Origin of the sequence: Pantoea sp. PSNIH1, assembly GCF_007680655.1 — a bacterium.
Lineage (GTDB): Bacteria > Pseudomonadota > Gammaproteobacteria > Enterobacterales > Enterobacteriaceae > Pantoea > Pantoea eucrina.
Genome location: NZ_VEIP01000003.1, coordinates 143,783 through 155,721, shown reverse-complemented (window position 1 = coordinate 155,721; position 11,939 = coordinate 143,783). Strand labels below are relative to the sequence as shown.

Here is an 11,939-nt window from a genome sequence, read left to right as displayed (position 1 = left end):
TAAGCACACAGTTTTTCCATTCAGCGATCGCAATGAAAAAGGAGCCCCTATGGCAGATCAACCTATTATCAAACTGCGCGACGGCAATATGATGCCGCAGCTTGGCCTCGGTGTCTGGCAGGCAAGTCAGGAAGAGGCGCATACCGCCGTACTGAAAGCGCTGGAAGTGGGTTATCGCTCTATCGATACCGCTGCCGCCTATAAAAATGAAGAGGCGATTGGCAGGGCGCTGAAGGATACGCCGGTAGCGCGCGACGATATCTTCGTCACCACCAAGCTGTGGAATGATGACCAGCAAAATGTGCAGCAGGCGATGGAGACCAGCCTGGAGAAACTGCAGCTCGACAGCGTTGATCTCTACCTGATGCACTGGCCCTGCCCGGAAAAAGATCACTACGTTGCGGCATGGGAGAAGATGATTGAGCTGCAGCAGCAGGGCCTGACCAAAAGCATCGGCGTCTGTAACTTTCATGAAGCCCATCTGAAACGCCTGATTGATGAAACCGGCGTGACGCCGGTGGTGAATCAGATTGAGCTGCATCCGATGCTGCAGCAGCGTACGCTGCACGCCTGGAACGCACTGCATCAGATCCAGACTGAGTCCTGGAGCCCGCTGGCGCAGGGTGGCGAAGGGGTGTTCGATCAGGCGATTATCCGCACGCTGGCGAAAAAGTATGGCAAGAGCGCGGCGCAGATTGTGATCCGCTGGCATCTCGACAGCGGCCTGGTGGTGATCCCGAAATCAGTCACCCCGGCACGCATTGAAGAGAACTTTAACGTCTTCGATTTCCGGCTGGAGAAAAGTGAGATCAGTGAAATCACCAAACTGGATAAGGGCCAGCGTCTGGGACCCGATCCGGAAGCATTTAACGGCTAAAGCAGTATGATTTTTGCGGCCGCCCTCACGGCGGCCTTTTTCTTTTTCAGGAAAGCGGATTGACGACCATCTGCCCTGCCGTACCGCGATCGGCCAGTTCCAGCGTCTGGCTGTAATAGACAAACGGGAAGTGATCGCTGGCGCTTTGCGGAAAACTCACCAGCAGTTCCACACTGCCGTCAACCCAGACGGTATCTTTCCAGCCGCGATCTTCGCCCATCGACTGCGCGCCGTTGACGCTTTTGATAAGGAACATGACGCCCTGAATATGCAGCGACTGCGGGCGATCGGCGTGAATAATCCAGCGCTCAAACGTTCCCTGCTGCGTTGTGGTATCGATGCGGTTCATATCCCACAGCGCGCCGTTAATGCCCGGTACGCTGTCGCCAATACGAAATTCGCGCGTCCGCACCGCCACGCCGTCGAGGATCTGATCGGCCAGCAGTCGCATCGGCAGGTTATCGGTGACCAGCGGCAGCAGCCCGGTCGGGCGCAGCGTCAGCACCAGCGTGTTGGTCAGAATGGATGAGGGTTCAAACAGGCCGCGCAGGCGATCCATAATCCCTGCCGCCGTGCCCGCCGTGATTGACACTTCATCCCCCTGCGACATATCCACCAGCACCTCACGCCGTTCGCCTGGCGCCAGAGAGAGCGTCTGCACCGCGACCGGCGAAGGCAGAAACCCCTGATCGCTGGCAATAACGGTAAAAGGGCGACCGTCTGAAAAACGCAGGTCAAAGCGGCGCGCATTGGCGGCATTCAGCAGGCGCAGGCGCACCCAGCCGCGGGAAACATCCACATAGGGATTCTGCACGCCGTTAACCAGCAGCGTATCACCAAGAAACCCGCCCTCTGATGGCGGGTTATAGACCGGGGTGGCGAAGTTATCGAGGCGCTTATCCTGAATCACCAGTGGAAAATCATCCACGCCGTAGTGCTTAGGCAGCGGCAGCGATTTGCTGACCTCATCTTCAATCAGCCACATTCCCGCCAGGCCGTTATAGACGTGCGGGGCCATATGATTCGGCGTGCTGGCGTGATACCACAGCGTCGCCGCCCCCTGCCGAATGGGCAGCACCGGCGACCAGTCAGCACCCGCTGACATCATGCGCGGCGCCCCGCCCATCAGCGCGCCCGGCACCTGCAGGCCGCTGACCGTCATCGCCACCGGCTCATTAAGCCGGTTGCTGTAGATAAGCTTAACGTCATCACCGCTGTAAACCCGCACCGTCGGCCCCAGATAGAGGCCGTTAATGCCCCAGACCGGAACTTTGCTGCCGCTGCCCGTAAACGACCAGTGGCTGCGCTGCAGCGTCAGAAACAGCGGCTGTCCGCGGCGGGATTCAATCAGCGGCGGGACCGGCAGCGGGACATCGCCAGCCGGAGTAGCGGCGCGGGCTGAAAAAGTCAGTGCCGGGGAGGCCAGCGCAACGCCGGCAGAAAGCTGAATAAAGTGACGTCTGCTGCAAGACATAAAACTTCAGACCTTTTGAGCGGGGCGTAAAACGCCGTGTCCATGTTGTTGTTGTTAATTTTGCTGTGGTGCACGGGGGTGGCATCCACCACCCCCGGATAGGGCTCAGATTTTACCGTTTTTTTCGCGTTCAGCGACTTCTGCGTTTAACTCTTCCAGCTTAGCAGACATTATTTCACGGCAGTGGGTCGCCAGCTTACGCACAGAGGTGGTCTCAAACTGTGCGGTATCGACCGGTGGCAGCATCTCTACAATCACCAGGCCATTCTTCCAGCGATTCATATTAATTTTGCCATGCGTATTGGAGACGACGATCGGGATAATGGGTACGCCAGCGGCGACGGCAGCGTGAAACGCGCCGGTCTTAAACGGCAGCAGGCCACGTCCGCGGCTGCGCGTGCCTTCCGGGAACATCCAGAATGAGATACGCTTCTTTTTAAATTGCCCGACAATCTCTCCGATAGTGCCGTGCGCTTTCGCCCGGTTGTCGCGATCGATCAGCAGGTTGCCTGTCAGCCAGTAGAGCTGCCCGAAAAACGGGATCCACAACAGGCTCTTTTTGCCCACGGTAACGGTGGTCGGCTGTACGATTTTCGCCGCCGTGATCATGTCATAGTTGTTCTGATGGTTTGCAATATAGATAGCATTACCGTAATTCGCCGCCTCAGGAGGCTTACGCAGCTCAACTTTAACGCCCAGCACTCCGGAGAGCCGGCCAAAAAGATGGCCAAACGTCGCGACATGGCGCGGGTTGCGCGGCGAAAACAGGCACCAGATGCTGCCGAAGACACAGACCAGTACGGAATAGATGATAATAATTATCGCGCGTAAAATTAGTAACATAGCGTCCTCAAAAAAATACTCCTTCGCAGATAACCTGGTTACTCTGCACTTGCGTCACGCTTAGGGCGTGCCGGCGCGTTGACTTCAACGCTGTCAATACGCTGCAGGCCGCGTGATACGCTGCCGCGACGGCCGCGATCGGCACGCACTTTCTGCAGATCTTCATCGCGCAGGATCAGCTTACGTTTACCCACATAGAGGGTAAGAGTGCTGCCCGGCGTCAGAATCAGTAGCCACTGCAGCCGGTCGGCACCGGAGGCAGCATCTGCGGCAGGAATTGAGATAATTTTATTGCCTTTGCCTTTAGACATTTGCGGCAGGTCAGCCACCGGGAACATCAGCATTCTGCCCGCCTGGGTGATTGCCAGCAGCATGTCATCGCCGGAATTGACCGCCAGCGGCGTCATGACGCGCGCATTCTCCGGCAGCGTCAGCAGCGCTTTACCGGCGCGGTTGCGCGATACCAGATCGGCAAAGGTACAGATAAAGCCATAGCCGGCATCAGAGGCCATCAGCAGCTTCTGATCGTCCGCTTCCATCAGCACCTGCTCCATCACTGCGCCCGGCGGAAGCGTCAGCTTGCCGGTCAGCGGTTCCCCCTGCCCGCGCGCCGACGGCAGCGAGGTGGGATCGAGCGTATAGCTGCGGCCGGTGGAGTCAATAAATGCCACCGGCTGATTGCTCTTGCCGCGCGCCGCCGCCCGATAGCTATCTCCCGCTTTATAGCTCAGGCCGGCAGGGTCGATATCGTGCCCTTTGGCGCTGCGCACCCAGCCCATCTGCGACAGCACAATGGTCACCGGCTCAGCGCTCACCAGCTCATTTTCACTCAGCGCTTTCGCCTCTTCGCGCTCGTGCAGCGGCGAGCGGCGCTCGTCGCCGTATGCCTGGCTGTCAGCCTGCAGCTCTTTCTTCAGCAGGCTGTTCATTTTCCGCTCAGACGCCAGCGTGGCCTGCAGCTGATCGCGCTCTTTCTCCAGTTCGGCCTGCTCGCCGCGGATCTTCATCTCTTCGAGTTTCGCAAGATGACGCAGCTTCAGCTCCAGAATCGCTTCGGCCTGCGTTTCGCTGATTGCAAAGCGCGGCATCAGGACCGCTTTGGGTTCATCTTCACTGCGGATAATGTGGATCACATCATCAATGTTCAGAAACGCGACCAGCAGCCCCTCAAGGATATGCAGGCGGCGCAGCACGCGCTCCAGCCGGTAATTCAGACGGCGCGTGACCGTATCGCGCCGGTAGACCAGCCATTCAGAGAGGATCTCCAGCAGGTTTTTCACTGCCGGACGGTTATCCAGACCAATCATGTTCAGGTTAACGCGGTAGCTCTTCTCCAGATCGGTGGTGGCGAAGAGATGGTGCATGACCTGATCGAGATCGACGCGGTTAGAACGCGGCACAATCACCAGCCGCGTCGGGTTTTCGTGATCGGATTCGTCGCGCAGATCCTCAATCATCGGCAGTTTTTTGTTACGCATCTGGGCGGCGATCTGCTCCAGCACGCGCGCGCCGGAGACCTGATGCGGCAGCGCAGTGATCACTGCCTCACCCTCTTCTTTTTTCCAGACGGCGCGCTGACGTACCGATCCACGCCCGCTCTGGTAGATCTTGCGGATCTCTTCACGCGGCGTGATGATCTCTGCTTCCGTCGGATAGTCAGGACCCTGCACAATATCCAGCAGCTCATCCAGCGTGGTTTTGGGTTTGTCGATCAGCCGCACCGCGGCTTCAGCCACTTCGCGCAGATTGTGCGGCGGGATATCCGTTGCCATGCCGACGGCGATACCGGTGGTGCCGTTAAGCAGAATGTTGGGCAGCCGCGCCGGCAGCATTTTGGGTTCCTGCAGCGTGCCGTCAAAATTCGGGATGTAATCAACCGTGCCCTGGCCCAGCTCGCTGAGCAGCACTTCCGCATATTTAGAGAGGCGCGATTCGGTATAGCGCATCGCGGCAAAAGATTTGGGATCGTCCGGTGCGCCCCAGTTACCCTGACCATCAACCAGCGGATAACGATAGGAGAACGGCTGCGCCATTAATACCATCGCTTCGTAACAGGCGCTGTCGCCATGCGGATGATATTTGCCCAGCACGTCACCGACTGTGCGCGCTGACTTCTTAAATTTGGCGCTGGCGCTCAGGCCCAGCTCTGACATGGCGTAGACGATACGGCGCTGCACCGGCTTCAGACCGTCACCGATATAGGGCAGCGCGCGATCCATAATCACATACATGGAGTAGTCCAGGTACGCTTTTTCGGTAAACTTGTGCAGGGCAAGACGCTCTGCACCATCCTGCGTCATTTCGCTCATTACGTTTGCATCCTCACTTCGTGGCCCGCACCGGCGGGTCATTTGGCGAGGATAGTACCTTATTCACGCGAGTTAGTCACAGAGAAGCCGTGTCTCTGCGGCAGAAAGGTTTGCGTTAAAAAACAACAGCGCAGCAGGCGGATCCGGCCGCTTTTGCCCTTTGATAAAACCGCTGATTTTGTTGCAGAAAACCCGGTGTGACGTCATACCGCATCAGGGCACTTTACCCAGCCACACTTGCTGGATCGCCGCATATTCGCCCGTGGCAGTCGCCAGATGTAGCCACTGATCCACGTAGAGTTTCCAGCTCATATCATCGCGCGGCAGCATGTAAGCTTTTTCACCATACTGCATCGGCTTATCCGGATTAATGGCGCATAGCGACGGATAGTGCTGCTGCTGAAACTGCGCTTCAGACGCGTCGGTGATCATCACGTCCGCTTTTTTATCCGCCAGCTGCTGAAAGATGGTCGTATTCTCTGCCAGCTGCAGCGTAGCCTGCGGCAGATGGCTGTGCACGAACGCTTCGTTAGTGCCTCCGGCAGGCTCGATGACCCGCACCTCACGCCGGTTTATCTGCGCAATGGTCTGATAGCGCGCTTTGTCCTCACAGCGCACCAGCGGAATTTTGCCATCTGTGCCGAGCGGTCGGGCAAACCAGGCGATTTTCTGACGCTTCAGCGTGACCGATACGCCGCCCAGCGCGATATCGCACTGGCGGGCAACAAAATCGGCGCTCAGTTTTTTCCAGGTGGTCGGCACCCACGCGACTCTGGCGCCCAGGCTGGCGGCCAGCGACTCCGCCATGCTGATATCCAGCCCTTCATATTTTCCATCACTGCGCAGAAAGCTGTAGGGCTTATAGTCGCCAGTGGTACAGACGCGCAGCGTCTGCTGCTGCTGAATGAGATCGAGACGTGACTGCGCCTGAGCCGTGCCCGCTACCAGCAGCAGCGCGATAGTGATCTGTTTTTTCATAGCCTCTTCTTATTTTAATTCCGGGTTGCGCACAGAGTGTTTCACACGCCGGAGCATTATTGCTTTATAAGCAACAGTATTGTGACCCGCGGCACGTTTTTCCCCGCAACTTTCGCGCGTAGAGTGTGCCGTATCAAACTAACATTCAGGTGCAAAACAGTATGAGCAACATTCTGATCATTGACGGTGGCAAAACCTTTGCTCACTCAAAAGGCGAACTTAACCATACGCTGACCGACGTCGCGGCCAGTCAGCTGCGCGATCTCGGTCATCAGGTCTCTGTCACGCTGGCCGACAGTAACTACGACGTCGCAGAGGAGATCCAGAAGTATCTGGACAGCGATGTGGTGATCTATCAGATGCCGGGCTGGTGGATGGGCGAGCCGTGGACGGTGAAGAAATATATCGATGAGATCTTTACCGAAGGTCACGGCAAACTTTACGCCAGCGATGGCCGCTCACGCAGCGACGCCAGCAAAAAATATGGTTCCGGCGGCCTGATTCAGGGTAAAAAATATATGCTGTCGCTGACGTGGAACGCGCCGCTGGAAGCCTTTACTGAAGCCGATCAGTTCTTTGAAGGCGTGGGCGTGGATGGCCTTTATCTGCACTTCCATAAGGCCAACCAGTTCCTCGGAATGGAGGCGCTGCCCACCTTTATCTGCAACGACGTTATCAAACAGCCCGATGTGCCGCGCGATATTGCGCGTTATCGGACTCATCTCAGCGCAATCTTTGCTTAACTGTAAGCACAACGGGAAAAGAGGAAGCGCTATGTTAACAGTCGTCGCTGAAATTTGTGTTAAACCGGGCCGTCGTCAGGCGGTGCTGGATGCTATCAATGAGCTGATTCCGGCGGTGCTGCAGGAAGAGGGTTGCCATCAGTATGATGCGCTGCTCGACCATCAGGCGCAGGTGCCATGGAAGCAAAACTCACCTGACTCCATCTTTATGCTGGAGCAGTGGGCCTCGCTGCGCGCGCTGGAGCAGCATCAGCAGATGCCGCATATGGATGCACATCGCGCCCGCATCAAAGACAACGTGGTGGATGTGAAAATCCTGGTGCTGGAACCGGCCAGCTGACCCTCTCCTCAGGCAACGCTCTGGCTATGCCGGAGCGTCTGCCGCCCGAATGCTTAAATCAGCTGCTGGCGCTGGATTTTCTCCTGCAGGAAATCGAGAAAGCAGGTGACGCGCGAACTCAGCGTCTGGTTGCGATAGTAGACGGCGTGCACCGGCAAACGTAGCTCCCGGGTTTCGCTCGCCAGCACATCAATCAGCCGCCCCTGTTCGCGATCTTCCCGGCTGACAAAATCAGAGAGCCTGACAATACCCAGCCCCTGCAGGGCCAGCTGGCGCAGCGTTTCGCCGCTGGAGGCGGTCAGGGTGGGTTTAATACGCAGAAACTCCCCCTCCTGCTGCCAGACGGGCCAGATGTTATGGGTATCCAGCTGGCTGAACCCGATCAGCTGGTGCTGGCTCAGCGCGGCTACGCTATCGGGTATGCCATGTTTTGCCAGATAGTCCGGACTGGCTACCAGTCGCGTCGCGCTGCTGCCCAACACCCTGGCGCGCAGCGTCGAGTCGCGCAGTTCGCCAATGCGAATAGCGATATCCGTTTGCTGTTCCAGCAGATCGATAACGATGTCGTCGGTGTTGAGTTCAAGTTCAATTTGCGGATAGCGTTGCCGGAACTCCGCCAGCAGCGGCACGATGACGTGCAGCATAAAGGGGGTATTGGCGTTAATGCGCAGTCGCCCGGCAGGCGTCTCACGGCGGCGGGCTATCTGCTCTTCGGCCCGCTCAACGGAGGTGAGGATCTGGCGGGCGTGCTCGAGAAAAATCGCGCCCTCATCGGTCAGCGCCAGACGGCGCGTGGTGCGGTGCATCAGCGTGGTCTGTAACTTACTCTCCAGCCGGCTGAGCGCGCGGCTGATACCGGAGGTGGTCTGCTCCAGCTGTTCTGCAGCGGCGGTGATCGAACCGCTGTCGACCACCGCCACCCAGGCGCGCAGCTCTTCGAGAGTAATTTTCACCGTGTTATCCTCAGCGCGCGTCGCCGTCATTAAACGTCGAGATCGGCGAGATCGCCTTTCTCCTGTAGCCAGTTGCGGCGATCTTCGGAGCGTTTCTTCGCCAGCAGCATATCCATTACGCGCAGAGTCTGCTCAATATCCTCATCGGCAATGGTCAGCTGTACCAGACGCCGGGTATTTGGATCGAGCGTGGTTTCGCGCAGCTGCAGCGGGTTCATTTCACCCAGCCCTTTAAAACGCTGTACGTTCGGCTTGCCTTTTTTCCGCTTCAGCTGCTCCAGCACGCCCTCTTTTTCATCTTCATCCAGCGCATAATAGACCTCTTTACCGAGGTCGATACGATAGAGCGGCGGCATCGCAACATAGACGTGTCCCTGCTGCACCAGTGAACGGAAGTGCTTCACAAACAGCGCGCACAGCAGCGTAGCGATGTGCAGGCCATCGGAGTCCGCATCCGCCAGAATACAGATTTTGCCGTAGCGCAGCTGGCTCAGATCTTCGCTATCCGGGTCGATACCAATCGCTACGGAAATGTCATGCACCTCCTGCGACGCCAGTACCTCATCAGAAGAGACTTCCCAGGTGTTCAGGATCTTTCCCTTCAGCGGCATAATCGCCTGGTATTCGCGATCGCGCGCCTGCTTGGCCGAGCCGCCCGCTGAGTCACCCTCAACCAGGAACAGCTCGGTTTTATTCAGATCCTGGGCGGTGCAGTCTGCCAGCTTGCCCGGCAGCGCCGGCCCGCTGGTGAGTTTTTTACGCACCACCTTTTTCGCCGCGCGCATACGGCGCTGCGCGCTGGAGATCGCCAGCTCAGCCAGCATTTCTGCCGCCTGCACGTTCTGATTCAGCCACAGGCTGAACGCATCTTTCACCACCGCCGACACAAAGGCCGCGCACTGGCGCGAGGAGAGACGCTCTTTGGTCTGACCGGCAAACTGCGGATCCTGCATTTTTACCGATAACACATAGGCGCAGCGATCCCAGATATCTTCCGCTGACAGCTTAACGCCGCGCGGTAAAATATTGCGGTATTCGCAGAATTCGCGCATGGCATCCAGCAGTCCCTGGCGCAGACCGTTTACGTGCGTTCCGCCCTGCATGGTCGGGATCAGGTTAACGTAGCTTTCCGTCAGCAGCTCGCCCCCTTCCGGTAACCACAGCAGCGCCCAGTCTACCGCTTCCACGTCACCGGCAAAGCTGCCCGTAAACGGCGTTTCCGGCAGCGTGGGCAGCCCGTTGACCGCCTCACTCAGATAATCGGTCAGACCATCCTGATAGAGCCAGGTCTGCTCGCTGTTGTTCACCTTATCTTTAAAGACAATCTCAACGCCGGGACAGAGTACCGCTTTCGCTTTGAGCAGGTGTTTCAGGCGCGATACGGAGAAGCGCGGGCTGTCGAAGAAGCTGACGTCAGGCCAGAAATGCACGCTGGTGCCCGTGTTACGTTTGGCGACCGTACCTATCACTTTCAGGTCTTCAACCTTTTCGCCATGCTCAAAAGCGATACGATACACTTCACCATTACGCCGTACGGTCACTTCCACCCGCGTGGAGAGCGCGTTGACAACCGAGATGCCCACGCCGTGCAGGCCACCGGAAAACTGATAGTTTTTACCGGAGAATTTACCGCCTGCGTGCAGCCGGCACAGGATCAGTTCAACGGCCGGTACGCCCTCTTCCGGATGGATATCCACCGGCATACCGCGCCCGTCGTCGATCACTTCCAGTGACTGATCGGCGTGCAGGATCACCTCGACCCGGCTGGCATGGCCCGCCAGCGCTTCATCGACGCTGTTATCGATAACTTCCTGACCCAGATGGTTTGGCCGGGTGGTATCGGTATACATACCCGGACGGCGACGCACAGGCTCAAGGCCGGTCAGGACCTCAATCGCGTCAGCATTATAGTTTGATTGGCTCATTGTATTTGTCTGATGAACAAGAGAAAAAGGAGCCCATGACGCAGCTTAGGAGAGGGATAAACCCAGAAAATCTACTATCTGCGTAAAATGGCGTTCAAATCCGATAAAGGCGTGATTGCCACCCGCTTCAACCGTCTGCCGGCATGCGCTGTAGTAATTCAGTGCCTGGCGATAGTCGAGGATCTCATCGCCGGTCTGCTGCAATAGCCAGAGCAGATCGGGCGCATCAAGCGGGTCAATCTGCATCACTTTCAGATCGTAAATATGGCGTGACTCTAACACATATTGCTGGCCGGTGTAGGGATTACGGTTTTCGCCCAGATAATCCGTCAGCAGCTCAAACGGGCGTACCGCCGGATTCACTACCACCGCTGGCAGCATAAAACATTGCGACAGCCAGGTCGCGAAATAGCCGCCCAGCGATGAGCCAACCAGCCCCAGCGGTTCGCCGGTATGCTGCATCACTAACTCTTCCAGCAGGCTGGCGGCCTCCTCCGGAAAAGCGGGCAGCTGAGGCACCAGAACATTAATGTGCGGCTGCGCTGCGGCGCACCACGCCTGCAGCTGCGTCGCTTTGGCTGACTGCGGCGAGCTATTAAATCCGTGCAGATAGAGCAGCGTGGCCATTAATCAGTACCCATCTGAGTCAAGGTCCGGCCGGAACATATCGCTTTGCAGGCGATTCACTTCCGTCTCCAGTGAGCCATCCGCCGCTAATGTCAGCCAGCGCCAGCCGGGGGCCAGCGTGTCAATGGTGAAACTGGTGCAGTGCGGTTTGAACTGGACGCAGGTAGAAGGCGAGGCCAGAACCCGGCGCCCCTGCCAGTGAAGATCGAGCTCCTGATGAATGTGGCCACACACCAGATGCTGCGCCTGCGGAAAAGCCTGTAACACCGCTTCCAGCTGGTGCGGGTTACGCAGGCTATGCTGATCGAGCCAGGTACAGCCGGAAGGCACCGGATGATGGTGCAGCAGGATGAGCGAGTGCCGCCCAGGAAACCGCGCAAGTGACGCTGCCAGCCACTCCAGCTGATAGTCGCTCAGCATGCCGTGTGGCACGCCAGATACCTGGCTATCGAGCAGCAGTAGCTGCCACTGCTCCCCCAGCAGAACATGTTTATCTGCCGCTATGCCTGCTTCGGCGAGGGTATTCACCATGGCTGGCTGGAAATCGTGATTACCGGGCAGCCAGACGCATGGCTTTTGCAGGCGGGCAATACCGGCAACAAAATGCTGGTACGCTTCCACGGTATGATCCTGCGCCAGATCGCCGGTCGCGATAATCAGATCATATTCGTGCTGCTGTGCCGCGATAGCATCCAGCACCGCATCGAAGCTCGCCCAGGTGTTAACCCCCAGCAAAGATTGGTGCTTCCCCGCGAAGAGATGGGTATCAGTGATCTGCAGGATCCGGATTGCGGATCCTGGTGCCGCAGGAAAAGTGAGCAGGCTATCCAAAGCGTTTCCTTAATCTCCACGCCATCAATGCGTCAGACG

General features: G+C 57.7%; 11 protein-coding genes. 3 read left to right on the top strand and 8 right to left on the bottom strand.

Going from position 1 to position 11,939, the window contains the following annotated elements:
• Positions 1-49: 49 nt before the first annotated feature.
• Complete coding sequence (dkgA, locus tag FS690_RS10355) at positions 50-877, top strand: 2,5-didehydrogluconate reductase DkgA (RefSeq protein WP_108569913.1); 828 nt, start codon at positions 50-52, stop codon at positions 875-877.
• A 46-nt stretch (positions 878-923) separates the two neighbouring features.
• Here the strand turns inward: dkgA and ftsP are convergent, their stop codons facing one another.
• From ftsP to FS690_RS10335, 4 genes are all read right to left on the bottom strand, one after another.
• Positions 924-2,351 carry a cell division protein FtsP gene (ftsP, locus tag FS690_RS10350; RefSeq protein WP_071669236.1) on the bottom strand — a complete coding sequence of 476 codons (1,428 nt, stop codon included), beginning with the start codon at positions 2,349-2,351 and terminating at the stop codon, positions 924-926.
• A 105-nt stretch (positions 2,352-2,456) separates the two neighbouring features.
• Positions 2,457-3,194, bottom strand: coding sequence for a 1-acylglycerol-3-phosphate O-acyltransferase (locus FS690_RS10345; protein ID WP_039380186.1), 738 nt, complete (start codon positions 3,192-3,194; stop codon positions 2,457-2,459).
• A 38-nt stretch (positions 3,195-3,232) separates the two neighbouring features.
• The gene (gene parC, locus FS690_RS10340) at positions 3,233-5,503 is read right to left on the bottom strand and encodes a DNA topoisomerase IV subunit A (protein ID WP_145339578.1); all 2,271 of its coding nucleotides are present in this window, start codon (positions 5,501-5,503) and stop codon (positions 3,233-3,235) included.
• Positions 5,504-5,716: 213 nt separating this feature from the next.
• Positions 5,717-6,481 (bottom strand): transporter substrate-binding domain-containing protein, encoded by a 765-nt coding sequence (locus FS690_RS10335; RefSeq protein WP_145339577.1) that lies wholly within the window; start codon positions 6,479-6,481, stop codon positions 5,717-5,719.
• Between the two features lie 161 nt (positions 6,482-6,642).
• Between FS690_RS10335 and FS690_RS10330 the strand changes: the two genes are divergently transcribed.
• Together FS690_RS10330 and FS690_RS10325 are read left to right on the top strand one after the other, a co-directional pair.
• The gene (locus tag FS690_RS10330; protein ID WP_071669235.1) at positions 6,643-7,224 is read left to right on the top strand and encodes an NAD(P)H-dependent oxidoreductase; all 582 of its coding nucleotides are present in this window, start codon (positions 6,643-6,645) and stop codon (positions 7,222-7,224) included.
• A 31-nt stretch (positions 7,225-7,255) separates the two neighbouring features.
• Entirely contained in the window at positions 7,256-7,564 is a 309-nt protein-coding gene (locus tag FS690_RS10325; RefSeq protein ID WP_145339575.1) for a putative quinol monooxygenase, read from the top strand.
• A gap of 53 nt (positions 7,565-7,617) precedes the next feature.
• On the opposite strand, the gene FS690_RS10320 is transcribed toward FS690_RS10325, so the two are convergent.
• Genes FS690_RS10320 through cpdA form a run of 4 tightly spaced genes read right to left on the bottom strand, consistent with a single transcriptional unit; the run spans position 7,618 to position 11,900 of the window.
• A complete protein-coding gene (locus FS690_RS10320) occupies positions 7,618-8,517 on the bottom strand; it encodes a LysR substrate-binding domain-containing protein (RefSeq protein WP_145339573.1) in 900 nt (299 codons plus the stop codon).
• A gap of 29 nt (positions 8,518-8,546) precedes the next feature.
• On the bottom strand, positions 8,547-10,442 hold the full coding sequence (parE, locus tag FS690_RS10315; RefSeq protein WP_039380200.1) for a DNA topoisomerase IV subunit B: 1,896 nt from the start codon (positions 10,440-10,442) through the stop codon (positions 8,547-8,549).
• 45 nt (positions 10,443-10,487) lie between these two features.
• The gene (yqiA, locus tag FS690_RS10310) at positions 10,488-11,069 is read right to left on the bottom strand and encodes an esterase YqiA (protein ID WP_039380202.1); all 582 of its coding nucleotides are present in this window, start codon (positions 11,067-11,069) and stop codon (positions 10,488-10,490) included.
• A gap of 3 nt (positions 11,070-11,072) precedes the next feature.
• Positions 11,073-11,900 (bottom strand): 3',5'-cyclic-AMP phosphodiesterase, encoded by an 828-nt coding sequence (gene cpdA / locus FS690_RS10305; RefSeq protein ID WP_039380205.1) that lies wholly within the window; start codon positions 11,898-11,900, stop codon positions 11,073-11,075.
• Between the last annotated feature and the right edge of the window lie 39 nt (positions 11,901-11,939).

Bases quoted from the DNA above. Each gene is read 5' to 3' on its own strand.
- FS690_RS10330 (WP_071669235.1), top strand. From the start codon at position 6,643: ATGAGCAACATTCTGATCATTGACGGTGGCAAAACCTTTGCTCACTCA.
- FS690_RS10335 (WP_145339577.1), bottom strand. From the start codon at position 6,481: ATGAAAAAACAGATCACTATCGCGCTGCTGCTGGTAGCGGGCACGGCT.
- FS690_RS10325 (WP_145339575.1), top strand. From the start codon at position 7,256: ATGTTAACAGTCGTCGCTGAAATTTGTGTTAAACCGGGCCGTCGTCAG.
- dkgA (WP_108569913.1), top strand. From the start codon at position 50: ATGGCAGATCAACCTATTATCAAACTGCGCGACGGCAATATGATGCCG.
- parE (WP_039380200.1), bottom strand. From the start codon at position 10,442: ATGAGCCAATCAAACTATAATGCTGACGCGATTGAGGTCCTGACCGGC.
- ftsP (WP_071669236.1), bottom strand. From the start codon at position 2,351: ATGTCTTGCAGCAGACGTCACTTTATTCAGCTTTCTGCCGGCGTTGCG.
- yqiA (WP_039380202.1), bottom strand. From the start codon at position 11,069: ATGGCCACGCTGCTCTATCTGCACGGATTTAATAGCTCGCCGCAGTCA.
- parC (WP_145339578.1), bottom strand. From the start codon at position 5,503: ATGAGCGAAATGACGCAGGATGGTGCAGAGCGTCTTGCCCTGCACAAG.
- FS690_RS10345 (WP_039380186.1), bottom strand. From the start codon at position 3,194: ATGTTACTAATTTTACGCGCGATAATTATTATCATCTATTCCGTACTG.